The sequence below is a fragment of the Rathayibacter sp. AY1B5 genome (genome assembly GCF_002932795.1).
Classification (GTDB): Bacteria; Actinomycetota; Actinomycetes; order Actinomycetales; family Microbacteriaceae; genus Rathayibacter.
In genome coordinates, this window is the sequence record NZ_PSWM01000006.1 from 61,527 (window position 1) to 85,239 (window position 23,713).

Below are 23,713 nucleotides of genomic sequence, written 5' to 3' on the forward strand. Positions count from 1 at the left end.
TTCGCCGGTACCGCATCTAGCGACCCCCGGAACGGGTAGAGGAAGAGCGCAAGCTGCTGACGGGCGCCGCCGGCAGTGGGTCTAACGGCTTCGGTCGCCGCGGTCCGGCGCCTGCGTCGGCGTCGTGGTGGGGAAGCTGCGGGTGACGGTCGCTCGTGCTTGTGCGAGGGCCGTGTCGATTAGGGGTTCTCCGAACGCGGTGCGCGACTTATCGACGTCGAGCGTGCGCGGCTGCCCTTCGGCGGAGGTGCTGTAGCGCCGGTAGCGCATAACGGTCAGTCCGGTGTCGGCCAGCTGCTCGGCGGCGACCTCGGGGAGGGAGCGGCCGCCGGGGCCGGCGTAGACGCCGCGGGCGTACTCGCTGGGCACCCATCGGCCACCGAGCTCGTCGGCGCCGTCGAGGGCGCGTTCGTAGGACTGCTGCCAGCGGCCGGCGATGCGCGACTCCGACAGCTCGAACGGGACCTCCACGTCGATGACCTCGACGCTGTAGCCGACGGACCCGAGTGGCTGCCCCAGCTCGACGGCCTTCTCAGGCGAGGAGAGCACGGTGTCGATCACGACGTTCAGCCCGTCCCGCACCGCTTCGTTGCGGGACGCGGATCGCGAGCTGCGAGGACTCCTCGTGCACGAGGGAGGCCAGCTCGAGCGGGAAGAACCGCTCCCCCGCCGCCTCAGCGGCGCGGACCTCGGGCGGCATGATCGCGCGGTCGTAGCTGCCGTCCTTGATCGCCTCGGTGAGCAGGGCGCTTGAACTCGTCCGCGTCCACGGTGAGCCACGCGCCGCGGTCGGCGCCGAGCACGTCCGCGAGCACGGTCGACTTCCCGGCCCCGGGCGGGCCAGCGAGGATGATCGCCTTTCGCTCCGCGCGGACGTCGGGGAACTCGTCGCGGTAGGCGGCGACCAGGCGGTCGTGCAACTGCCGCCGCGCGGCGCGCGGCCGATCCACGCCGTCAGGTTCGCGGACGAACCAGTCGCGGTTATTGACCGTCGCCCGATCGCTGGCAGGGCTCAGCGGGCCACCGGCCCGAGCCCACTCGCGCACCGTCTCGCGGTGCGCGGCGATCGCTGACGAGTCCTCGCCCGTCACCGACCTTGCTCGCTGTAGCGGGTCAGGATCTCGTCGTACATCTCCGCGTCGATCAGGTGCTCGCTGAACGCGCGCCCGACGTCCTCGAACTCCCCCGCATCCGCGGTCGTCCAGTCGAAGCCGTCGCTGGGCGAGCCGGGTCGATAGGACCAGCGGCCGAGCTCATCGATGGTCTGCTCGCGCGTGAGCTCGCCGGCGTCGTAGCGCTGGGCGATTTCATAGGTGGTGGCGCCGGAGAAGCCGGGGCGCACGTCCGGCACGGCGGCCGCCGACTTCAAGGCACTGTTCACGGAGGGCTGAGAGATACCGATCAGATGCGCGAGCTGCCTCTGCGTGGTGTCCTGCGCGGCACGGCGCAGCTCCCGCAGGTACGACACTCTCGTCACGACCTGACGGCTGCGCAGCCGGCGAACGGTGTCCCCATCGGGCCTCTGAGCGATCGACATAGCAACCACCTCCTATAGATCATTCTATCGAAGGACCGTCACGGTCAGTGAAAATACCCGAGCGGAGGGCGTGCTCAAGGATGGCGGCCGTGGACGTCTCCCCCAAGTCTGTTACTTACAGACCAACAGACTTCCGAATCTCGGCCTCCGACCCGCCCGCGATCTGATCGCTTCTCTCGAGAAGAAGATCGATCGCTACTCGGATGAGGGTGTTTTCCGTGATTCGCTCGGTCCCGGCGGGCCTGGTTCGCGTGAGTCGACGCGCGTGCGCAGTCAGCGCGGTGTACTGATCGTCTCGGATCTTCGCTTCTTTCCTGGCGAAGGACCGGTAGCCGGCTCCCTCAGCCGGGTCCTGTCGAGTTGCAGAGGCGTCGTCTTCCACTCCCGGCGACTTCGACGGCCGAAGAGGCTTCACCACCTCTGGGGATGCTTCGGGGGGAGTGAGAGACAGATCCGCCTGAGACGGCGTAGACAGCATTGCGCTGAGGTCCTGGCGGGCCATTAGGAGCTCCTCGTGGTCGAGTGCGCCCAAATGGAGGTGAGCTCCAGGGCGACTGCGTTGTAGTCGTAGATCGCATTGGCGGTTTGCCTGGTGTCGGGGTACTGGGTCACAACGTCTCCGGTGAGCGGCGAATCGCTGATCGATTTGTACTGTCGGATGTGCTGCTTGAAGCGAGGGAGCTTGAGGCTTACATCCACAAGATTGACCCAGTCTTCGAGGAGGTTCGGTACACGCATGTCCACCTTGCCGAGCAGGACTCGGTACGGAACATCTCGCGGCTCGATGAGCTTGCTGATCGTGTTGCGCGTCGGATCGACAGCAAGCGCTTCCGGAACCATCGGCACGATCGCGAAGTCGGAGACATCGAGAACGGCACCGAGGATCGCCGTATCGGTCAGGTTTCCTGGTGTATCTACGAAGACCACGTCGTACGGCAGCTCCCGCAGGCGTGTGAGCGTGTTGGGGTCGGTGTTCTCCGCGAAGTCGAAGGGCAGCCGCTCCCCCGCCCGAGCCGCCCACATGGTGGTCGACTGTTGGGGGTCGACGTCGACCACGAGCACTCGCGCGTTCTTGGCGGCGACGGCCGCAAGGTTCATCAGACTCGTCGTCTTCCCGACCCCGCCCTTCTGATTTGCCAGGGACACAATGCGCATGAATGTTCCTCTCACTTCCGTAATTACAGACTACCAAAGTTCGGCTTCAGATCACCAACTCCGGAAGTCTGTAACTTACGAAATACGTGGTCGACCGCTACCCCGACGACCCAAGTTGCACCTGGTCGCCCTCCGAGCAGGGCTGACACATCGACGGATGCTCACGCAGCAGGTCTCCTCTGACGCTTGAGCTGATTCGTTCCACCAGGCCCAGGTGGCACGCGGAACTCCCCCCTGCCGCTACCAGCAGCTTCGGCCGACAGGTAAGCCTGGCCCTACAGAACTACAAAGTCTGTAAGTCTGTAGCCACGGCCTCTTCCGTCTCCGCTGGCGCCATTGGGCTCCCCCTTGCAAAGTGACTTACAGAGTTTGTGATTCTGAAACTTACAGACAATGGCGCTGCAGCGTGTGAACAAAGTTACAGACTTTGTAATTCTGAACCTTCCGAACTTCGGACTTACACCGCAATGGTTTAGGTTTCCACGCGCCGGCAGCTGCGGTCAGTGCGCGAACGCCGTCGCCAGTTCGCCCCAGTGGGTTGTGAAGCGTGGGGAGCGCGCGCCACGCTTCATCGCCCAGACGGGTCCCTTGCGGATCCCGGGCCGGCCGTGCAGCTTCGGGTCGAACAGTCGCTCGCAGGAGACGTAGAAGCTGTTGACGTCTACCAGGTCGATGCGCTGCTCAGAGCGCACGGTGGAGGTGGTGCAGGCAGACGGTCACGACGCCCCACACCTGGAGGTCGCTGAGCTCGGGGACGAGGATCGGCGGGTACTCGGAGTTCTCAGCTCGCAGGATCACGCCGCCGGGGGAGAGTTCGAGGCGCTTGACGGTGAGTTCGCCGTCGAGGATCGCGACGACGACGTTGCCGTGCTTGGGGGAGAGGGAGCGGTCGACCACCAGTTCGTCGCCGTCGCTGATGCCGGCGCCGATCATGCTCTCCCCGGACACGCGGACGATGAAGGTGGAGGTCTTGTCGCGGATCAGGTGGTCATTGAGGTCGAGGGAGCCGTCGAAGTAGTCCTGCGCGGGGGAGGGGAACCCGGCCGCTACCGCATCGCCGGCGACGAGGAACGCGATCGCCACGGCGTCCAGAGCCGGAGTCGAGATCCGCTCCACGATCGTCACAGTCATCTCGGTACCTCCCAACCCGTTCGAACATATGTTCGATGGAAGTCGAGTGTAGGTCGGAGGGTCCGACAGCGCTCGTGTGCGCCAGTCGTTCGCACGTTCGGCGGAGCCGTCTCGGGCGCGTCGAGCTCGTCGGGGATCCGCGTCGACCTCGAGGGTCAGCGTCGGGGGCTAGGCAGCGGTGGAGGACCACCAGAGCGATCCGGGGGCGAGCATGCCGGTGCGTCCCCAGTGCAGCGCTTCTCGGTGATCGCCGCGGCCGGCGGCGTCGCGGGGGTAGAGCGGCCAGACGCGCTCACCGGGAGTGGTGTCCTCGAACAGGGGTCGGCTCGTGACGTGTCGGCGTCGAGGGCGTTGCCGGGGGGAGGAGGAGCGGTGGGTCAGCTCGGCTTGCCACCAGGCCCAGACCTCGCGCTCGACGTCGTAGCGGTGGGCTCGATCTGCGAGGGCTCCGTCGACACCGAGAGTTCGAGCTGCGGCAGTGCGGAGGTCACGCTTGGCGCGGGTCCACCCCGTCGTGTGCCTAATGACCAGCCGGTGTCTGCGCAGGCGGGAGAGTGCGGTGGCAGCGGTGCGGGTGGTGACTCCGAGCAACGTGGCGGCGGCGCCGAGGGCGAGGGTCCCTTCGCGACGCAGCAGAGCGTAGGCCTTTCCTGCTAGGTGTCCCAGGCCGGCGCGGGTGAAGAGGTCGTGCCGGGTGTCGGTGAGGTCGGCTTCGAGCATGGTGAGGAGCATGGTTCGTTCGGTGAAGATCGGCCCGGGGGGGCGGGGGTTATTAGTAGTTGTGGCCGGACCTTGCAAGAAACCTGTGGAAAGGTGCTCGGACAGTCGCCATTCGCTGGCGTTCGAGCCGTCCGCGCGGACGGCGAGCTGCACGTAGCCGTCCTCGCGCAGCGTCCGCAGGGCGCTGGCCGCGGTGGTGCGTCCCAGGCCCGCGAGGAGGGCGAGGTCGCGGATGGACGCGGCGACGGTGCGCTTGCCGGTGTGCAGGGTGAGGTAGGCCAGGGCGGTGAGGATCGTCTTCTCCGACGTCGCCCGCTCGCTCCTGCCCCACCGGCCCGGGCTCACCCGGAACCGCTCGAGGAGGGCGCTGACTGAGCCGACGATGCTCTCCAGCTCCACCAGGTCGCGCGGCTCGCGCTCGGACGGGAGAACGGCGTGCAGGGCCGCGTACTGGAGTGCCTTCTGCCACTGCCGCGTCAGGCGCTCGGCCGCTTCGTCGCGCGAGCGCGGGCGGCGGTGGCCGCGGCCGGTGTTCTTGGTCCGGAAGTGCTCCATCCCGGGAGCGGTCCGAGCGGCGTGCTCGACGTCAGTCAAGGACCAGCCGGCGTGCGCCGCGGAAAGCAGACACATGAACGCCGTCCACGACGGGTTCGCACCTCCGCCCGCGGCCGCCATATGCCCGGCGCCGGCAGCGCTGAGCTGGCGGTGCGCCCGATGCGTGGTGGTCGGGGCGGCCGGGGGAGCAGCGTCGATGGCGCGTGGCGGGCGGGAGGCTTGCAGCGCAGCGGTCACGGCCTCGAGGGCGGCCGCGGTGACGGTCGCGTCCAGCAGCTCCTCTGCGCGGCCGCGGAGAACGCTCGAGAAGCTGCCGTCGCGGTGCGGGGACAGGGGAGGTCGAGCGGCGCCGGTGCGGGGGTTGCAGAGCATCCCGTGATCCAGCGTGCGGAAGTTCGCGCGAGCGGCAATCGCCAGCCGAGCCACCAGCTCGGCCGGAGCACCCTCGGCGAGTGCGATCCACAGGTGCCGGCCGCCAGTCCCGGAGGACTGGCACACGAGATGAGCGACCTGGTGCGCGTCCAGAACGGCGGAGAGAGCGTCGCAGTCGTCCGCGGCCTGCTCCATGAGGTCCGCGTCGACGCCGTGGGAGTCCTTGCCGTCGAAGTCGAAGCAGAGCAGCCGGAACGCTCCCGCGTCGTCCGCAAGGTAGACGGCCCAGGGAGTGCTCGGGGCGACTGGAGAGATCAGGAACGCCGTGGGATACGCGTTCTCGTCCAAGCGCCCGTAGGCGTCGCGGCGCATCGTCCGGACAGTGCCGCGCGGGCTCAGCCGACGCGTCAGGGACCATGCGTCGCCGCCGAGCGTCGACGAGCTGCTACGGCGCGCCGAAAGATCCATCATTGAATCTCTCAGCCCGTCGTGTAATCTTTCGGGCATAGAGAAGCCTCCCGTGAGGGTGGTGACTTGATTAGCTCGGACCCGTTGCTTTGGTCGGTGTCGGGGTACGAGCTACGAAACTTGGTGAGGCCCGCTTCGGCGGGCCTCCTTCGTTTAAGCGGCGGAGATGTGCGCCTCCTGGTCGATATCGAACGTCGGTGCCAGCACGGGCAGGCGCCCGGTGGAGTCGCGGAGCTGATCTGCCAGAAGCTCGAAGTACAGCGAGCGGGAGACGCCTGAGGCCTTGGCGGCGCCGTCGACGTCGTCCTTCAGCACGTGAGGCATCTGAAACTCGACGGGCACGGTGACGGCGCCGTTGCGCGCGCGTCGCTTCTGCTTGATCGGAGCCATGCGTCCAGAGTGGTGATCTAACCCCGGGATTGTGCGCGCCACGCCGCGCGTAGGGCGGATCAATCCCGGGATTAAGCGCGATTGCTGCCGAGGGACAGGGGCGTCAGCCCAGGTCACGCCGTGACGGCCCCCACCCGCCGAGGCATGAGACTCCCGTCGAACAACCATGTCGGCACCCTACCAAAATAGGCGCCACTCTCGTACCGATTCAGGTACACCGTCCATAGGGTCAGCCAGGACTCTGCAGCCACTCGCGAACCGAGGCGTCGAATGCGTCCGGCGCGACGTTGTACTCCCAGGCATGCGCAGCGGGCGGGAGCAGGGCTAGCGCGCTCCGTTCGACGTTCACGCTCACGAAAGCCCGTGACAACGAGGCAGGCACCTCCCGATCTCCGTCTGAGTGGATGAGGAGGGTCGGAACGGTGAGTCTTGGTCCTCGGGTCCAGTCCAGGGCATCGAAATCGATGGGCCCGGGAAGTCCTACGAGGGTGCTGAGGGGGCGAGTGGAGAGCGCGAACGTCCCAAGCGCACCCACCACCGATGGCAGATGAGCGCGGCGCGCTCCAGCCCGAATGACCTGCCGCCAGTCGGTGGCGGGCGCGATGAGGACGAGGGCTGTGATGAGTTGGCGGTGTTGAGACCGCTCGGTGAGTTGAAGTGCGATGCCGCCACCGAGGGACCAGCCGAACAGAACGATGCTGTGCGCTCCGTGCTCCACGGCGTAGCTGATCGCAGCATCGACGTCATCCCATTCGGTTTGACCGAGAGTCGACGCCCTGTTCTTCGTTGGTGGCCCATCTCCGTCACCTCGGAACGAAGGAACGAGCGACGTGTAGCCGAGCTTGCGTGCTGCCGGGACTGAGCGCAGCGCGGTGATGCGAGTGGTGCGGATGCCGTGCACGTGGATTGCCCAGGTTTTTTCGCCCTCGCCGCCGGTCGACGGGAAGAGCCACGCCGGACATGGGCCTGTTGGCGCGTCGACGTGGATCTCGCGCACGCGCGGGTCGATGTCCTCAGGACGCGCGAAGACGTGCCCGGTCCATCGGCCTTCGTGAGCGGTAGAGAGATCGCCGCCGGTGACTTGAAGAACCTCGCGGCGAACGGTCCGCTCGATCGCGTCGTGATACAGGATCCGGCCGACGAGCGCGTGGCCCCGATCGGAGTCGAACCAGAAGCCGTACTCGCCGTCGTGAAGGGTTTCGGGCGTGGCGTGGAGGGTGAGGCTGTCCGGGGTCGCCGAGAGGACCTGCACCGTCCTCTTGCGCCCGGGCATCACGACTCGCCGCCCCAGGACGACACCGACGCCTGCCAGCAGGGAGAGGGCAGTCACAGCGGCTCCCGCTACTCCTGCGACAGCTCTCACGCCGACTTGCCGGGCGCTCATCGAGTCCAAGCTCTTGTGGTCGCGGGGGAGGGGAGCTGTTCCATCACGATGGCCTCCGCCGCTGCGACGTGACGAGCGTCGGCTGGTGTCAGACGGCCGCGGTGAGCGTTCTCGAAGTCGCGAAGCGCGATGACCAGGTCGTACACGACCGCGATCGATGATTCGTCTCGAGCGCGACTTGACCCGTTCGTAGCCGGCATCACCGCGAGTCTGCCGGCGAGGCGGCGAAGTCGCCGTGCATGCCGACTGAGTCGCGCCTCGCGCATGGCCTTCTGCAGAGTGAATGAGGCGATTCCGGTGACGATGAGGATCACGCCGCAGTAAAACAGGAAGTCGAACGCGTTCCGCAGGAGGACGCGGAAACCGAGGTCGGTGACCTCGAAGTGGTCGAGGGACAAGACGATGATCTCGTCGATGCAGGCGAGGATGACGAGGCTGCTGCCTGCGACGAAGAAGCCGTAGGAGCGCGCTTTTCTGCGACGGAGACCAAGCAGGAGCATCGTCGAGATGGCGAGGATCGCCGTCATGTAGATACTGGCGTAAAGCCAGGTACCTGTCTGGGAGATGTGCTCGGTGATGAAAGTTTTCGAGGTGGGTTCCTTGTCGGTGATGAACAGGAACGGCACGACGAAGGACACGAGCATGGCGGCAAGGATGAGCTTCCTCGTCCAGAATCGCGGGGTGCTGCGGGACTGAAGGAGGGCTGCTCTCATGACCAACCAGAACGCGGTGGTCGCCAGGACGTTCTGGGCGAGGTTGATGTAGTTCTCGCCACCGAGAAACCGGTCCAATCCGGGGTGGACTCGGGTGAGGAGCGCGAGGGAGCCGACTCCGCTCGCGAGCCAGGACAACCGGCTCGAGGGCTGGGAGACAGCAGCGGGGATCCGGGCGACGAAGACGACGGCGAGGACCACAAGAGCGATCAGGGCTAGAGCCTGCATCTACCCGAAGACCTCCTCGTCCTCCCGGAAACGAGGACGCAGGAGTGAGCGGGAAAGAAGATGGGCGAGGTGCTCTGCTTCGCCTTCGAGGATGCGCCGGTCCCCATCAACGTTCTCGAGGTCCTCCAAGCCGCCTGCTTCTAGGAGCCGGCCGCGCACGACTCCGTTCGTCCCCCGGTAGGAGGCGACGGAAGAGTCGTCCCCAAGGACGTTGCAGCCGGGGTGGCGGAGGGCGATATGAGCGAGTTCGTGCAGGATGCAGTGCATCTGGTAGAGCTGGGTATCGGTCGAGCGGTAGAGAATCTGGGCCTCGTCGGGAAAATCGACCCAGAGAGCTGTGAGCGTCTGCCAGTCATCGTCGTCGATGGCATCGACGTGGATCGGTTTGCCGTGCAGGTCAGAGACATGCTTGAGGAGGGCATCCAAGGTCTGATCGTCCTGGAACCGGTTCTCCTCGAACGTCTGCGTCGTGCGTGCGGCGACGTCGGCGTGTTCGAACCACAGGGCTTCGTTGCTCTGGGTGGTGCTCATTCGGTAGTGCCCTCCTTCGGAGTTCGCTCGATCGACAGAATCGCCTTGGTCACGGCGGCGAGCTGCTTCGCGTTCATGCCCCCCAGCGCTCGAGCACTGATGGAGGTGGCTCCGGTAGCCAATAGCGCCCGGTGGAAGCGGATCTCCGCTTCGATGAGCTCGCTGGCTTCGTCTTCACGCCTTGCAGTCAGGTACTCGTAGCTGACGCCGAAGAACTCGCTGAGACCGACGAGCAGATCGACCGGCAGCCGCGTGGAGCCCTCCAGCTCAAGCAGCTCATCCCAGTCCTTCGGCTCGAAGCTGATGTCACGACCGCGGATGGACTGAACGAGGGTGTCGAGAGTGAAGATCTGAGCATCCGCACTCGTCGGCCCTTCGGCGAGGAATCGGAGTCGTCGAGCGAACTCCCTGCCGTCGATGCGCTCAGCAGTGAGCTCTCCGCCACCGTCTTCGGGGTTCGGAGAAGACGCGAGCTGCAGCACTTCGTACGGTTCGACCCCGAAGGCTCCAGCGAGCTTCTCGATGTCGTTGGTGGTGAACGGCGCTTCGCCGCGCAGACGGATGTAGAAGTAGTTCGCCGAGATGCCTGCAGCACGGATGAGTTCGGTGTTGGTCAGCCGTGCACGATCGCGGAGCGTCTCGACCGCGCGGACCACGCGTCGCGAAAAGTCGGTCGGTCCCGGCGCCGGTCGTCTAGCCACCCCTGGAATGTACCAAAGATGATATAAGCCCATTTCGGTAACCGAATCGGGTTGCAATAGCTACCGAAATCGGTAGTTTTATCGTGTGCCTGCTTCTTCGTCTCGGTACTCAACCGTCCTGTTCGCCCTCGTCGCCTCCCTCCTCGTGAGCGGCTGCTCGTCGACCTCGCCGAGTGAGGCGTCTCATGAGAACGAGCTACCGACGACCGCCTCACCACTCCCCAGCATCCGACTCTTATCGCCGACGCCGACTCCCGAGGACGTACAGCCGGTCGATGCGGAGCCGTCCCCAGAACCGTCTCCGCTGAGCAGAGCCGTCGCGATTGCGACGGAAGCGGCGGTGGCGTTCTGCCGTCCAACGGTCGGTTACGACACCTGGATCAGCGAGCTCTACCCGTTTTTGAGCCAGCGGGCAGCATTAGCCTACGAGACGGTCGACCCGGCAAACGTGCCCTGCACGAGCCTCGCGGGCGCTGCGACCGTCCGCGACGGTGACGGCGCGTTCACGATGCGCATCCTCGTCCCCACCGACGCGGGGGAGTACTCCGTGTACGTCCACCGCACCACGGAGAGCACTCCCTGGGCCGTCGAGCAGATCACCCCTCTCACCTCGGAGTAACGGGATGCAGAAGGGGGGACTGGGGGTGCTTGCAGCGGTCATGGTGCCCGTCGTGGCGGTCGCGATGCTGTTGTGGGTGCTGTTCTTCGGCGGCTCCGCTGCCGCGGCGTGCCTGCCGGGCGGGGGACCGGTCAGCGTGTCCGCTGTCCCTGCGGACGCGAAGGTCGGGGCCTACGGGCACGACCAGCTCGTGAATGCAGCACTGATCGTGAACGCAGGAGCGGCGAAGGGGCTCGGCGCGGACGGGCAGACACTGGGCGTGCAGACGGCGATCGGGGAGTCATCCCTGGTGAACATCGGCTACGGGGACGGTGCGATCAACCCGGACGGGTCAGTTGCCGACTCGATCGGACTGTTCCAGCAGCAGTCGAGCTGGGGCACCGTTGAGCAGCGAATGGACCCGACGACCTCGGCGGGCTTCTTCTACGACCGCCTCGTCGCGGTCGAGGGTTGGCAGTCGATGGAGCCCTCGATCGCGATCAACAAGGTCCAGCGCAACGCCGACCCGAACCACTACAAGAAGTACCGCGCTGACGCCGTGGGGATCATGACCTACCTCAACGGCCTCGGCAGCAGCACGACCGCACCTGCGACGACCGCTGCACCGGTCGGTGTTTCGTCTACGCCGGCCAGCACCGCACCTGCGACGGCTGCGCCGATCGGTGGATGCGTCGCCGTATCTGGCGACGCGCAGGCCCTCGCAGCCGGCCTCGTGACGGCGATGGAAGAGGGGCGCCTGCGACTGCTCGAGGACCGGTATGCGCAGCAGATCCGCGACATGGCCGCCGGAACCGCGAAGGAAAACTGCGGCATCGACGTGCGGATCCTCCAGATCATCACCATCGCGCTAAACACGTTCGGAAAGGTGGGCGTCTCCGACCTCAACCGCCAGTGCACCGGATCCCTCCTGGGCGCCGGCACCGGCTCTTCTCACTGGATGAACGGCGGCGGGAACGCGGTCGATTTCTTCTCCTTCGACGGCACGGCCACGACCGGCTGCGACGCGAACGCGCTCACGCTCCTCACCGTCCTGGACCCACAGGTTCCGGCGGGCTCGCGTGCCGGGCAGATCCAGTGCCGCTCGACCAGCTACCAGCACATCACCCAGTTCACAGACACCCCGAACCACCTGCACTTTGACGTCGCCTACGCCGACGGCCCCCTCACCACCGGATAGCCGGACCTTTTCGGCGCCCCAACCGGCGGCGCCGAACACCCCGCACCACCACCACACGAAACGGAGCACACCATGTCTGTACTCGCCCTCACCTCCGACCTGATCACAGCCGCCGGCAGCTTCGGGGCCGTCGTCCCCGACCCGGGCCCCGGGGGCATGCCGCCCGGATTCGAGGCCTTCACCACCGTTATGGGCTGGGCCAAGTGGGTCGGCCTCGGCGTCGCCGTCGTCGGCCTGATCATCCTCGGCGTCACCATGACCGTCTCCGCCCGCCGCGGCGAGGGCGGAGAGATCGGCGGCTGGCTCGGCCGACTCCTCGTCGGCGTCATCATCGTCTCCGCCGCGTTCACGATCGTCGGCTTCCTCATGGGCAGCTAGCGCACGAGGACACCGACCGGCATCACCAACGAGAGGCACGACGTCATGAGCGACACGCAGTCCCGCAACCCGTTCACCAGTCGAGGATTCATCTTCGGAGCAATCGTCTTCGGAATTCTTGTCCTGGCCGCGATCCTGCTCGCCGTCACGTCCCTGGACAGTGGTGGCGAGCAGGGCACCGCCACGCCCGCCACCACTGCAACGCCCACCTCCCAGGCCTCAGAGCTCGACGCCGATGCTGCGAGCATCTGCGGCCTCCCTGGACTCGACGAGAGCGGCAACCTCGCTGCTGCACCCGACGCGGAGTGGACCATCGTCGGCACCATGGCAGCGCCCTCCTCGGACGATGCAGGGCCTGGCGTCGTCGACGCCGACGGAGTCCGCAGCTGCTACGCGCACACCGTGGAAGGCGCAGCCTTCGCCGTCGCGAATCTCTGGGCGATGGGAACGGACGGCCGTCTGAGCGACCTCGTCACCGAACGCCTCACCGTCCCCGGCCCCGGTCGAGACGCCGCGCTGGCCCGGGAGACCACTCAGAGCAACACCGGCCTGAGCTCCCAGATCGCCGGCGTGAAAGTCCTCGCCTACGACGGCCAGAACGCCACCATCGACATCGCCTTCCAGATCTCCGACGGACGTCTCATCAGCTTCCCCTACGCCCTCAGCTGGTCCGAGGGCGACTGGAAGTTCGTGCTCACCGATGACGGACTCCCCACCTTCCGCCCGGTCGCTCTGCAGAGCCTCGGCGGCTACCTCCCTTGGAGCGGCACCACATGACCCCAGTCCCCGACAAAGAGCCGTGCTCCGTCGTCGACGTTCTCTGCTGGACCGGAGAAGGCATCGGCAACGTCGTCTCGCAGGCGTCGAACGACGCTCTGCAGCAGTTCGTCAACAACATCCTGGAGGGCTTCGGCAAAGCGGTCGTCTCGCTCGGCACCCTCTGGGTGAACGTTCCCTCCCCGGTGACCGTTGTCGACCGGGGAGGCGGCGTTAACGGCGGCGGCACACCGCCCCTGCCGGAGGCGTTCGAGACGATCCTCGGCTACGTGACGTGGGTCGCGGCGGGCCTCGCGGTCATGTCGCTGATCATCGCCGGCGTCATGATGAGCACCCGTCGCCGCCACGGCGACGGCGAAGCGCACATGGGACGCATCGGCGTCATCATCTTCGCCGTCTTCCTGCTCTCCTCCGCCTCCGCACTTGTGACAGGGTTCCTGCCCTTGGCGCTGCACCTGAACGAGTCCTCGAGCACCGTCGGCTGGGTGCAAGGGCAGCTCGAGTGGTACGCCGGCGGGCTCGCGATCCTCTCGGTCCTTGTCGCCGCCGGCCGCATGGTGTGGACGCAACGTGCAGGCGAGCTGCGCACCCTCGCCCGGTCGGTGCTGACGCTGATCGCCGTCGCCGGAGCGGGACTCGTCGTGATCCGCCTCGCCACGCAGGCTGGGGACGCGTTCTCGGTCTGGATCCTCAACAACTCCACCGACTGCGACGTCACCAACGGTGAGAGCAACTGCTTCGGCACCAACGTCTTCGCGATGATCTCTCTTACCGCGACCGCTCCCATCGGCCTGATCGGCCTCTTCCTCCTTGGGATCCTCGCCGTGCTGATGACGTACGTCCAAGTCGCGCTGATGGTGTTCCGCGGCGCGATGCTGGTCGTCCTCGCCGGCATCTTCCCGATCGCCGCGGCCGCGACCAACACGGAGACCGGGCAGCAGTGGTTCAAGAAGACCCTCGCCTGGACCCTCGCCTTCATCCTCTACAAGCCGGCCGCGGCGATCGTCTACGCGATCGCGTTCCGGATGACCGGTACTGACCTGTTCAAGTCGGACGGGACTGGGCTGTTCCAGATCGTCACGGGCCTCGCGCTGATGCTCATCGCACTCGTGGCCCTGCCCGCGCTGATGCGCTTCCTCGTCCCCGCTGTCGCCTCGGTGGGCGGCGGGGGTGGCGGTGCAGGCCTCCTGCTCGGTGCGGCCGCGGCCGGTGGAGCGGCGGAGATTGCCAGCGGAGCGATCCGCTCGCGCAGCGGAGGCGACAGCGGCGGGGGCGGAGGGTCGCCCGGCGGCGGTGGCTTCGGCTCCGCACCGTCCGGCAGCAGCGCCTCCGCCGGCAGCAAGGGGTCACCCGCTGCGACTCCGGCCGCCTCCGGCGCAGGCGGCGGCGCAGCTGGCGGAGCTGCGGCCGGCGGTGGCGCGGCAGCGGGCGGTGCGGCGGTAGGCGGTGGTGCCGCAGCCGCGGCAGGAGGTCCGATCGGTGTCGGCCTTGCGGTGGCAGGGAAGGCCGCCGAAGGCGCGAAGCACGCAGCAGGGGCGGTCAAGGCCGCCACGGACGACGCCACTGGCGGCAACGGAAGCGGGAACTGATGAGCACGACAACCCCTATGCGCAGCGCTGAGGCGCCGCGGACGTACGGCAACTGGCGTCGCCCGCAGACTGCGGGACTCGGCGGCCTCGGACAGCTCGCCACGGGCGTGCTGTTCGTCGGCATCCTCTCCTCGATCATCGCGTCGATGTTCTCCGGCCTCGGGGCCGCGCTCGTCGTCGCCGCGATCTTCGGCGGGATCTTGCTGACGGTTTCAGTGAAGGACAAGCACGGGCAGAGCGCCCTCGGAAGGACGGTGAATCGCGTGAACTGGATGCGGACGAAGGCCAAGGGAGCGAACGTCTATCGTTCAGGTCCCGCGGGTCGGGCGAAATGGGGCACGTTCCAGCTCCCCGGACTCGCGGCGGCGTCGCAGCTCTCCGAGCACGAGGACTCGCACGGGCGCCGATTCGCTCTCGTGCACGTCCCCTCCACCAAGCACTACACCGTCGTGATCGCTACCGAGCCGGACGGCGCCGCGCTGGTGGATCAGGAGCAGGTCAACAACCAGGTCGCGGAGTACGGCATCTGGCTCTCCAACCTCGGAGACGAGCCCGGCATCGAGGCAGCCTCCGTCACCGTCGAGACGGCCCCCGACACCGGCACGCGCCTGCGCTCGGAGGTCGAGGGGTCGATGGACCCGGATGCGCCGGAGTTCGCTCGAGCGATGCTCTCGGAGGTCGTGAGCAGCTACCCGGTCGGGTCGGCCACGATCCGCGCCTACGTCGCGATCACCTTCTCCTCTCTCTCCCGCATCGGCGGGAAGCGCCGCAACGCGAAGGAGGTCGCCGCCGACCTCGCCGCCCGCCTGCCCGGCCTGACGACGAGCCTCGCCGCGACAGGGGCCGGCGCTGCACGGCCGCTCGGTGCTCAGGAGCTGTGCGAGGTGATCCGGATCGCTTACGACCCCGCCGCCGCCGTCCTGATCGATGAGGCCCGCGCCTCCGGGGACGTGCCCGAGCTGTCGTGGACGGACGTCGGCCCCGCGGCCGCTGAGTCCCGGTGGGAGTCGTACCGGCACGACGGCGCCGTGTCGACGTCGTGGACGATGACCTCCCCGCCGCGCGGTGTCGTGCAGTCGGGGATCCTCGCGCGCCTGCTCGCGCCGCACCGCGACGTCGCTCGCAAGCGCGTCACCCTGCTCTACCGCCCCATCGACCCGGCCCGCGCCGCGGCGATCGTGGAGGCGGACCTGAACGCGGCGCAGTTCAACAGCTCCGCGTCGACCAAGCCCACCGCCCGCTCGACCCTCTCCACCCGCTCCGCCCAGGCGACCGCGGCGGAGGAGGCCTCCGGGGCTGGCCTGCTCAACTTCGGCCTGATCGTCACCGCGACGACCACCGACGCTGTGCACGAAGCGGACGCGCGCGCGGCGATCGACTCGCTGACTGCCGCGGCGCGTCTTCGGGTGCGGCCTGCGTTTGGGTCGCAGGACACCGTTTTCGCTGCTGGTCTGCCGCTGGGGCTCGTGCTCCCGCGTCACCTGCGCCTGCCCACCGAAGTGAGGGAGTCCCTGTGAGCCTGATCACCCGGCTGTTCTCCTCGAACAGCGACAACGAGCTCGAACCCGGTGAGGACGTCCTGCCGGACGGAGCGGTCACCGCCGCGCACGGCGATACGACGGGGGAGGAGCTGACCGGCGACGGCCTGCCCACCGGTGCCGTGTCGTCCTCGGCAGAGCCCGGCACCGACACGACGGCTCCCTCGCGGCGGGCTGCGCGCGGGCAGGGCGAAGCTCCGGCCCCGGTAGCCGCGGTCGCTCAGCGCCCGACGCTCACCAGAGAGCGCACCACCCCGCGCACCCGGCGCAGAGAGGGGAAGAAGATCGAGATCCCGCACGGCGGGAAGAAGAAGAGCCAGGGGACGGCGCTGCGCCGTCCTCTGCGCCCGAGCATCCGCGGATGGCTCGGTCGCGGCGGTGGTGAAGCCGTCAACGTCACGGCCGCTGATGAGTTCCGCGGGACGACCGTGCAGGTGTGTGGGCTGTACCCGTTCTCGGTCGGGACGGGTACGCCGATGATCGGGGTGCCGCTGGGGAAGAACCTCTCCACCGGCGCCTCCGTCTGCTGCGACCCGATCAGCTGGTTCCAGCGCGCGAACCTCATCTCCAACCCGTCGATGTTCGTGCTCGGCAAGCCCGGCCTGGGGAAGTCCTCGCTGACCCGCCGCATGGCCGCCGGCCTCGCCGGGTACGGCACGATCCCCCTCGTGCTGGGCGACCTCAAGCCGGACTACGTGGATCTGATCGAAGCCCTCGACGGGCAGGTCATCCCTCTCGGCCGCGGCCGCGGCTACCTGAACATCCTCGATCCCGGCGAGGCGTCCGAGGCGGCGCAGCGCCTCCGTGACGAGGCCGACCGCTCGCTCGAGCGGGCCGACGAGCTCGCGCACCAGGTCGACGGGCTCGGCGTCTCCGACGACACCGCGGCGATGATCGCGGAGGTCGGCCGGCTGCGCAAGCACGCCGCGAAGGTGCAGCGCCTGGCTCACCAGGTCCTCGCGGACGCCCACGGCCGCAGGCACACAATGGTCGCAGCGCTGCTGACGATCCTCCGCTCGCAGCCGCCGAGCGACCGCGAAGAAACGATCATCGACCGGGCACTGAAGTACCTGGACGAGCACCACCAGGGCGTGCCGGTCCTCGCGGACCTGCTGCGCGTGATCCAGGAGGCGCCGGACGAGATTCGTCAGGTCGCGTTGGACCGCGGCGACATCGAGAAGTACAAGGACGTCACCGAGAACCTCGAAGCCTCCCTCATCGGCCTCACCACCGGTGGACGTCTGGGCGAGGTGTTCTCGAAGCAGACGACCACGCCGATGCGTCGGGACCGGCCCGTCGTCTACGACGTGTCCTCGATCGACGACTCCGAAGGCGACCTCCAGGCCGCGATCCTCCTCGCCTGCTGGTCCGCCGGCTTCGGGACCGTCAACGTCGCGGCCGCCCTCGCGGACGCGGAGCTCGAACCGCAGCGGCACTACTTCGTGATCCTGGACGAGCTGTGGCGGGCGCTGCGCGCGGGTAAGGGCATGGTCGATCGCGTCGACGCGCTCACCCGCCTGAACCGCGCCCGCGGCGTGGGCCTGGCGATGATCAGCCACACCATGTCCGACCTCCTCGCACTGGCCTCCTCGGAGGATCAGATGAAGGCGAAGGGCTTCGTGGAACGCTCCGGCATGGTCATCTGCGGCGGCCTCCCCGGTGCTGAGATGCCGCTGCTGACCTCGGCGGTGCCGATGTCGATCGCGGAACAGGGGATGCTCACCTCCTGGCAGGACCCGCCCGCCTGGGACCCCGTGTCCGGGCACGAGTCCGAGCCTCCCGGCCGCGGCCGCTTCCTGATCAAGGTCGGCGGACGTCCCGGTATCCCGGTGCGCGTCGAACTGACCGCGGCAGAGAAGGAGGTCAACGACACCAACAAGCTCTGGCACGCGACCTCCCGCGCCGGACGCGCAGCGGAGCCACTGCCCACCGATCCCGTGAACGTCGAGATCTTGCCGTGAGCGTCCTCGTCGCACTCGGCGCGAGCTGCGTCGCAGCCAGCGCCGGCGGGGCCGCGATCATCAGCGCGCTCCGCGCCCGCCAGCGGACGGCGGAGCGCGACCGGTTCCTGCTCACCCTCTGCTGGGCCGGCGTCGCGCTCCTGGCGAGCTTCGTCGCCTGGGACCAGTGGGATCGGGTGATCGCGTGAGCTGCCCGTCGATGGTCGCGTTCGAGGGCTACCGCTGGACCTGCCAGCGGTCCGCCCCGGGGGAGCACGGCTTCCACACGACCGACCTCCCCGTCTCCTTCGCGGAGCGGGGCCTCGCGGTCCTCTCCTGGGGGACCTCGCACCAAGCACCCGCCGACGACTGCACCCCGCAGTGGGCCGGCCCGATCTACACGGAGGAGTCCGCATGAGCGCCACCGCCAACAACCGCCGCCGCGAGCCTGGCAAGGCCAATAACGACGCCCTGATGCTCGGCGCAGCCCTCGTGGCGATTGCTGCGATCGGCATCGTATGGGTGGCCGTCGCGGTCGGTTCCAAGCTCGACGGAGTGAACGAGGGCTTGCCCTCGGACCCGTTCGAGATCCTGTCGGGGCTTGCCCGCGGCACGGTCACCTGGTCCTCGTCCGCGACGATGATCGCCGCGGCCGCCGGCGGCGTCATCGTCCTCGTCGCTCTGTGGTTCCTCTGGATGAGGGCACTCGGCCGCAAGGGTCGCGCGAACGTCGACCGGGCTGCCCGCTACATGGCGACCGAACGAGACTTGGCGCCGATGCTGAGCAAGGAGGCGATGAAGAAGTCCAAGCGCCTGGGTGTTGACGGCTCGCCCGGCGTGCCAGTGGGGCGGCTCGTGTCGACGGGGAAGATGCTTTACGCCTCGTTCGAGGACATGATCACCGTCGTCGCCGGCCCCCGCGTCGGGAAGTCGACGTCGCTGGTCATCCCGGCGATCATCGCCGCCCCGGGCGCAGTCGTCACGACCTCGAACAAGCGCGACGTGCTCGACGCGACCCGTGACGTCCGCGAGAAGGACGGACCTGTGTGGGTGTTCGACCCGCAGCGCGTCGCCCGCGAGGACCCGACCTGGTGGTGGAACCCGCTGTCCTACGTCACTGACGACGTGCGCGCCGCGAAACTCGCGCAGTACTTCGCCTCGGGGTCCCGGGCGACGGACGCGAAGACGGACGCCTTCTTCGACGGCGCCGGACAGAACCTCCTCGCCGGCATGCTGCTCGCCGCAGCGGTCGGGCAGAAGCCGATCAGCCAGGTGTTCGCGTGGCTCACCGACGTCACCAACGAGGAGCCGGTGCGACTGCTGCGCTCCGGCGGATACCCGATGACCGGCGACGCGGTGCTCGGCATCATCCAGTCCACCGAGAAGCTGCGCGGGTCGGTCTACTCGACCGCGCAGGAGATGGCGGCGTGCTTGAAGAACACGCAGGTCGCGGACTGGGTGAACCCCCGCGGCACCGCGGACCCGCGGCCGCAGTTCGACGCGGCAGAGTTCGTTCGCGGCTCCGGCACGCTCTACTCCCTGTCGAAGGAGGGCGCCGGCACCGCCGGGCCCCTCGTCACCGCGCTCACCGCCGCCACTCTCGAGGCGGCGACCGACCTCGCCGACACCTCGCCCGGGGGCCGACTGCGCACGCCGCTCGTCGGGATCCTCGATGAGGCCGCGAACGTGTGCCGGTGGCGGGACCTCCCGGACCTGTACTCGCACTTCGGCTCCCGCGGGATCCCGATCATGTCGGTGTTCCAGTCCTGGTCGCAGGGCGTCGCCGTGTTCGGCAAGGAGGGCATGTTGAAGCTGTGGAGCGCGTCGAACGCGTTCCTCTACCTCGGCAGCGTGAAGGAGAACGACTTCCTCCAGAACGTCTCCGAGCTCGTCGGAGACTACGACCGCGAAACGACCTCCGCCAGCTACAACAAGGGCGTCCGCTCGACCTCGATCGCGTTGAAGCGCGAGCGGATCCTGACCGTGGACGAGCTCGGAGCGATGCCGCGCGGCCGCGCCGTGATGCTCTCCACCGGATCCAGGGCCGCGCTTCTGCGCACCGTGCCCTGGTACGAGGGCGCGAAGGAGAAGGTCGCAGCGATCAAGGCATCCATCGCCGCCCACGACCCCGCGACCGCGCCAGTACGCGACGCCGAGCCGACTCCTGTCGTAGCGACGGCCGCGCAGCCGGTCGTGACCAGCGCCGAGCCGGTCGTGGCGTCCGTCGAGCCGGCTCCGGCGATCGACCTCGCTGCTTCGATGCGGGCTCTGATGGAGAACGAGGACGCCCGGCGGACGGAGGCGCAGCATGACTGACGACGATCCGCTCGCGGGCGGAGACGTGCAGGAAGCTGCGGGCCTCTTGGCCGCCGTCGACGGGGACAGCGACACCGCGGCTGCGTCGCTGCTCGGCGCGTTCGACGTCGACACGATCGCCGCGAGAGAGGTCGCGGACATCATCACCGGGATCATCGCCGGGATGACGAAAGAGGCCCTCGAACGAGCGCTCACGCCCGAACGGGTCGAGCTGATTCAGGCCCGCGCAGAAGCGGCCGTGCAGCGCTCGTTCGAAGAGGACTCCGCCCCGACCCTCGTCTACGGATCCGCGGACGAGTGGCTGCGGAAGTACTGGCGGTACACGTACCGCCGCCGCGTCTCCGCCAAGGGCCAGGGAACCGGACGCTGGCGCGCCGACTGGTGGACCATCGATGAAGCAGTGCAACGCATCGAAGCGCTCTGGCGCAGCTGGGAAGCATCCCGCCTCGACGCAGGGCTCGGGATCAGCGCCTGGTGGATCAATCACGCCGAGCCACACATGGCCGCCCTGCTGTCTACAGAAGGACCGTTCACGGGCGCGACGGACGAGAATCTCCCGGGGGAGCCGCTGCCCTACGAGTCACCACCCGACGGGATGTTCGATCCCGATAATCAGCCATAGTTCAAGCCGCTCGTTCGCGTCTCTGGTCAGTGCTGCAAGCAGCGCCTAGACGGCTCGGACGAATGGGCGCTACCTCGCACTAACCCCCGGCGAGTAGCCAGCACCACCAGGAGGCAGCTGCTGTTGAACCCGCCCCTCCCTAGACACGACCTCTGTGTAAGGCCGATGCGTTCAGCTCGGCATCCGACTCAAAACGTAAGCGGCCCCCGCCGAGCTCGTCGACGGGGGCTGCTTGCAGCATGCTCTGATCAGTTGAACTGGACCCACTCGCACGTCGATCCGCACCGCACGGACCAGGCCTGCGAGCCGTTGCGTCCGGTGTTGTCGACCCACACGTAGATCTCTCCTCGAGCGACAGTCGCGCCCGGGGCGTAGACCTGGCGAGAGTACGACCAGCCGGCAGTGTCGTTCTCGGCGGCCGTCTGAACCGGCTGGTACATCTTCTTACTCGTGAAGCGGTTCGGGCCGTACCACTCGAGCCAGTTCGTCTGGCAGGTCGGCGAGTAGACCATGCTCACCGTGCCGCCGAGGATCGCCTTGGACGAGATGGCGTACGCCCCGCGACCGCACCCCTGCTGGTACGGCAGCGTGTTGTTGTACCCGGACCCCGACAGCGCCTGCGCGGGCGTCGCCAACGTCAGGGTCAGAAGGACCGCGAACAGCGCCGCGACCGCCCCCATGATCCCGCGTCGGCGAGTAGCCGGCGAACCGCTCTGTCCAGCTGGCCGCCGCGCCAGAATCGTTCCACTCATGGTGCCTTCTCCCTCGCTCATGCCCACCAAATTGGTAGTGAGACGAGGGTGCCCGGGCCGGTACGTTGTGGGCGAACACCCCCCAACGCAGATTGGCAAAAAATGCCACGAGAACGCCGTCCTCCGGGTCGCCATGACACTCAACGACAGCAGTTCGGCGATGAGCTGAGATTTTGGCGGGAGAAACGTGGCCTGTCTGCAGCGGAGCTCGCGCGGCGGATCGCGCGAGATCGGCGGACAGTGAGCGCGGCCGAGGAAGGCCGTGACATTCCCTCAGAATTGGTGGTTCTCCTGCTTGAAGACATTCTCGACACACAGGGCCTCCTGATCGCCCGGTACGAGTCTGTGCTCATGGAGAAGAGACGACTGCGTCTGCTGCGCGTGACAACAACCACCACGCCGTCTCCAGCTGCCAACGCCCTCGATGAGAGCATCTTCCTCGAGGAGACCGTTGCGGACGGCACATTGATGGCTCCCGGCCAGCGCTTCACCAAGACGTGGACACTTCAGAACGTTGGCAGCGTGCCATGGCGCGATAGGCGATTGACCCGGGTAGGCATCGCGTCCGGAGCTGGACTGATCACGACACCACTGCAGGTTCCGATAACGGACACCGACCCAGGCGAAGAAGTAGTCATCGTCGTCCCATGCGTCGCGCAATACGTCGAAGGCGCCAGCATCGCCTCCTTCAAAATGACCGATCCAGCGGGCAGGCTGTACTTCCCCGATCGATACTTCGTGGGCGTGCAGGCTCAGGTCGTTGTTGTGCGCGGTATGAGCCCGCAGGAGGTCCCAGCCGACCACGACCGCGGGACCCACGATGCTGACGCACCGCCACGACGGGACAACGAGGCCTTTCCAGCTCGAAAACTGACATAACGTCGATTATCGGATATTGCGCATAGTGGGAAAGGGCCGGTCGGGTCATCAGCAGCTGCACCTCGGGGTTAGTTCGACCCTGGTCACACCTGCTGGCGTGATTGAGTACCCTCGGCGGGGAACAGAGCCTGAAGCGCTCCCGATCCCAAAGCCCGGATCGACTTCTGCGCTCCTCAGCGTGCTACTCAATGTCGGGACTTGCTACATCCCTGGTGAAGGCGTCGACGATGGAGGCCTCATCGGGCAGCGCTGCTTGGGCTTCCTCGGAGAGCTCGTAGCGGCTGACCGCGACCGGCTGGGTGGTGGAGGCCAGGGCGTAGCGGACGACGGCGTCGTTCTTGTCAGTGACGACGAGGATCCCGACTGTCGGTTCATGCTTGCCGAGGACGCGCAACTTGTCGTCAACCAGAGCGACATAGAAGCCGAGCTGTCCTGCATCTCGCGGATCGAACTTCGTGGTCTTCAGCTCGACGACGATGTAGCGGAGCTGGTCGACATGGAAGAACAGGAGGTCGACGAAGAAGTCGTCGCCGTCGACCTCGAAGTGCACCTGTCGGCCGACGAACGCGAACCCTGGCCCGAGCTCGCGGAGGGTGTCCGCGATACGGACGACCATGCGCTCCTCCAGCTCACGCTCCGTGGCGTCGCTGTCGATCGCGAGGAAGTCCAGCGCGTACGGATCACGAGTGATCTGCTGAGCGAGTGCAGAGTCGACCGGCGCGAGAGTGCCGGCATAGTTGCTCGGCGCTGCAGCTTCTCGCTCGTGCAGCCGAGTCTTGATCTGGTGCCCGAGGACCGGCCGGCTCCAACCATGAGCGACGTCCTTCGCTGCGTACCACTCGCGCAACTCCTGGTCGTCGAGCTTGTCGAGCAGCTCGGTGATGTGACCCCACGGCAATTGTCCAACGGGTCGTTGGACAATGGCGTCCTCGTCCGGCCATGCCGCCGCGAAGCGACGCATGTAGAACAGGTTCGCACGGGAGAACCCCTTCATTGAGGGGAACTCCGCCCGCAAATCCTCGGCGAGTCGCTCGAGGACGCTGCTCCCCCACGGCTCCCGCTGCTGACGCTCGAGAATCGTCGACCCGATCTGCCACCACAGTCGCAACAGCTCCGTGTTCACCTTCCGCTGTGCCTGGAAGCGAGCAGCGTGCACGTGCCGCTTCAACTCGTCCAGAGTCGCGCGGTACTCACTCGGAATCATCGCCGTCATGCCAGCCACGCTCTCACACCGCCACTGC

27 protein-coding genes are annotated in these 23,713 nt (G+C 67.4%); 12 read left to right on the plus strand and 15 right to left on the minus strand.

The window, feature by feature from the left end; genetic code table 11:
- Nucleotides 1-81: 81 nt before the first annotated feature.
- The 13 genes from C5D44_RS18410 to C5D44_RS05945 all read right to left on the minus strand — a co-directional run bounded on the left by C5D44_RS18410 (nt 82) and on the right by C5D44_RS05945 (nt 9,885).
- Nucleotides 82-582: a zeta toxin family protein gene (locus C5D44_RS18410; RefSeq protein WP_258065703.1), complete on the minus strand. Its 501-nt coding sequence runs from the start codon at nt 580-582 to the stop codon at nt 82-84.
- 92 nt (nt 583-674) lie between these two features.
- Nucleotides 675-1,091 (minus strand): zeta toxin family protein, encoded by a 417-nt coding sequence (locus C5D44_RS18415; protein ID WP_258065702.1) that lies wholly within the window; start codon nt 1,089-1,091, stop codon nt 675-677.
- A complete protein-coding gene (locus C5D44_RS05895; protein WP_104281100.1) occupies nt 1,088-1,537 on the minus strand; it encodes a hypothetical protein in 450 nt (149 codons plus the stop codon). Before C5D44_RS05895 ends, C5D44_RS18415 begins: the two co-directional genes overlap by 4 nt.
- 115 nt (nt 1,538-1,652) lie before the next feature.
- On the minus strand, nt 1,653-2,039 hold the full coding sequence (locus C5D44_RS18285) for a hypothetical protein (protein ID WP_219813913.1): 387 nt from the start codon (nt 2,037-2,039) through the stop codon (nt 1,653-1,655).
- The gene (locus C5D44_RS05905; RefSeq protein WP_056045660.1) at nt 2,039-2,692 is read right to left on the minus strand and encodes a ParA family protein; all 654 of its coding nucleotides are present in this window, start codon (nt 2,690-2,692) and stop codon (nt 2,039-2,041) included. The genes C5D44_RS18285 and C5D44_RS05905 overlap by 1 nt, the downstream gene beginning before the upstream one ends.
- A 500-nt stretch (nt 2,693-3,192) precedes the next feature.
- The gene (locus C5D44_RS18420) at nt 3,193-3,384 is read right to left on the minus strand and encodes a DUF4113 domain-containing protein (protein ID WP_258065701.1); all 192 of its coding nucleotides are present in this window, start codon (nt 3,382-3,384) and stop codon (nt 3,193-3,195) included.
- A complete protein-coding gene (locus tag C5D44_RS05915; protein WP_104281101.1) occupies nt 3,374-3,823 on the minus strand; it encodes a LexA family transcriptional regulator in 450 nt (149 codons plus the stop codon). The genes C5D44_RS18420 and C5D44_RS05915 overlap by 11 nt, the downstream gene beginning before the upstream one ends.
- Nucleotides 3,824-3,991: 168 nt before the next feature.
- Nucleotides 3,992-5,842, minus strand: a complete 1,851-nt coding sequence (locus C5D44_RS05920; protein WP_146084917.1) for a hypothetical protein — start codon at nt 5,840-5,842, stop codon at nt 3,992-3,994.
- Between the two features lie 249 nt (nt 5,843-6,091).
- Nucleotides 6,092-6,328, minus strand: a complete 237-nt coding sequence (locus C5D44_RS05925) for a hypothetical protein (protein WP_056045669.1) — start codon at nt 6,326-6,328, stop codon at nt 6,092-6,094.
- A gap of 229 nt (nt 6,329-6,557) precedes the next feature.
- Nucleotides 6,558-7,658: a S9 family peptidase gene (locus C5D44_RS05930; RefSeq protein ID WP_181069245.1), complete on the minus strand. Its 1,101-nt coding sequence runs from the start codon at nt 7,656-7,658 to the stop codon at nt 6,558-6,560.
- Between the two features lie 50 nt (nt 7,659-7,708).
- Entirely contained in the window at nt 7,709-8,626 is a 918-nt protein-coding gene (locus C5D44_RS05935) for a hypothetical protein (protein WP_146084918.1), read from the minus strand.
- 27 nt (nt 8,627-8,653) lie between these two features.
- Nucleotides 8,654-9,184: a hypothetical protein gene (locus C5D44_RS05940; protein WP_104281105.1), complete on the minus strand. Its 531-nt coding sequence runs from the start codon at nt 9,182-9,184 to the stop codon at nt 8,654-8,656.
- Nucleotides 9,181-9,885: a helix-turn-helix transcriptional regulator gene (locus C5D44_RS05945; RefSeq protein ID WP_146082460.1), complete on the minus strand. Its 705-nt coding sequence runs from the start codon at nt 9,883-9,885 to the stop codon at nt 9,181-9,183. The genes C5D44_RS05940 and C5D44_RS05945 overlap by 4 nt, the downstream gene beginning before the upstream one ends.
- Before the next feature lie 448 nt (nt 9,886-10,333).
- Here C5D44_RS05945 and C5D44_RS17940 point away from each other — a divergent pair, with 448 nt between their 5' ends.
- From C5D44_RS17940 to C5D44_RS06005, 11 genes are all read left to right on the plus strand, one after another.
- Nucleotides 10,334-10,504 (plus strand): hypothetical protein, encoded by a 171-nt coding sequence (locus C5D44_RS17940; protein ID WP_181069243.1) that lies wholly within the window; start codon nt 10,334-10,336, stop codon nt 10,502-10,504.
- A gap of 4 nt (nt 10,505-10,508) precedes the next feature.
- Nucleotides 10,509-11,681 (plus strand): hypothetical protein, encoded by a 1,173-nt coding sequence (locus C5D44_RS05955; protein ID WP_104281107.1) that lies wholly within the window; start codon nt 10,509-10,511, stop codon nt 11,679-11,681.
- Nucleotides 11,682-11,753: 72 nt separating this feature from the next.
- A complete protein-coding gene (locus C5D44_RS05960) occupies nt 11,754-12,059 on the plus strand; it encodes a hypothetical protein (RefSeq protein WP_056045694.1) in 306 nt (101 codons plus the stop codon).
- A gap of 45 nt (nt 12,060-12,104) precedes the next feature.
- Nucleotides 12,105-12,836, plus strand: a complete 732-nt coding sequence (locus tag C5D44_RS05965; protein WP_104281108.1) for a hypothetical protein — start codon at nt 12,105-12,107, stop codon at nt 12,834-12,836.
- The gene (locus tag C5D44_RS05970; RefSeq protein ID WP_104281109.1) at nt 12,833-14,425 is read left to right on the plus strand and encodes a hypothetical protein; all 1,593 of its coding nucleotides are present in this window, start codon (nt 12,833-12,835) and stop codon (nt 14,423-14,425) included. The genes C5D44_RS05965 and C5D44_RS05970 overlap by 4 nt, the downstream gene beginning before the upstream one ends.
- Complete coding sequence (locus C5D44_RS05975; RefSeq protein ID WP_258065475.1) at nt 14,425-15,942, plus strand: SCO6880 family protein; 1,518 nt, start codon at nt 14,425-14,427, stop codon at nt 15,940-15,942. Before C5D44_RS05970 ends, C5D44_RS05975 begins: the two co-directional genes overlap by 1 nt.
- A gap of 374 nt (nt 15,943-16,316) precedes the next feature.
- Nucleotides 16,317-17,924, plus strand: coding sequence for an ATP/GTP-binding protein (locus C5D44_RS05985; RefSeq protein ID WP_258067644.1), 1,608 nt, complete (start codon nt 16,317-16,319; stop codon nt 17,922-17,924).
- Nucleotides 17,921-18,112, plus strand: a complete 192-nt coding sequence (locus C5D44_RS05990) for a hypothetical protein (protein ID WP_104281110.1) — start codon at nt 17,921-17,923, stop codon at nt 18,110-18,112. Before C5D44_RS05985 ends, C5D44_RS05990 begins: the two co-directional genes overlap by 4 nt.
- Nucleotides 18,109-18,321: a hypothetical protein gene (locus C5D44_RS05995; RefSeq protein ID WP_146084919.1), complete on the plus strand. Its 213-nt coding sequence runs from the start codon at nt 18,109-18,111 to the stop codon at nt 18,319-18,321. The genes C5D44_RS05990 and C5D44_RS05995 overlap by 4 nt, the downstream gene beginning before the upstream one ends.
- Nucleotides 18,318-20,219: a type IV secretory system conjugative DNA transfer family protein gene (locus C5D44_RS06000; RefSeq protein ID WP_104281112.1), complete on the plus strand. Its 1,902-nt coding sequence runs from the start codon at nt 18,318-18,320 to the stop codon at nt 20,217-20,219. Before C5D44_RS05995 ends, C5D44_RS06000 begins: the two co-directional genes overlap by 4 nt.
- Entirely contained in the window at nt 20,212-20,841 is a 630-nt protein-coding gene (locus C5D44_RS06005) for a DUF4913 domain-containing protein (protein ID WP_104281113.1), read from the plus strand. Before C5D44_RS06000 ends, C5D44_RS06005 begins: the two co-directional genes overlap by 8 nt.
- A 248-nt stretch (nt 20,842-21,089) precedes the next feature.
- Here C5D44_RS06005 and C5D44_RS06010 read toward each other — a convergent pair whose 3' ends face one another.
- Nucleotides 21,090-21,521, minus strand: coding sequence for a DUF2690 domain-containing protein (locus C5D44_RS06010; protein WP_104248186.1), 432 nt, complete (start codon nt 21,519-21,521; stop codon nt 21,090-21,092).
- A 174-nt stretch (nt 21,522-21,695) separates the two neighbouring features.
- Between C5D44_RS06010 and C5D44_RS06015 the strand changes: the two genes are divergently transcribed.
- A complete protein-coding gene (locus tag C5D44_RS06015; protein ID WP_104248185.1) occupies nt 21,696-22,472 on the plus strand; it encodes an NBR1-Ig-like domain-containing protein in 777 nt (258 codons plus the stop codon).
- 181 nt (nt 22,473-22,653) lie between these two features.
- Here C5D44_RS06015 and C5D44_RS06020 read toward each other — a convergent pair whose 3' ends face one another.
- Complete coding sequence (locus C5D44_RS06020) at nt 22,654-23,685, minus strand: YhcG family protein (protein WP_104248190.1); 1,032 nt, start codon at nt 23,683-23,685, stop codon at nt 22,654-22,656.
- Nucleotides 23,686-23,713 lie beyond the last annotated feature (28 nt).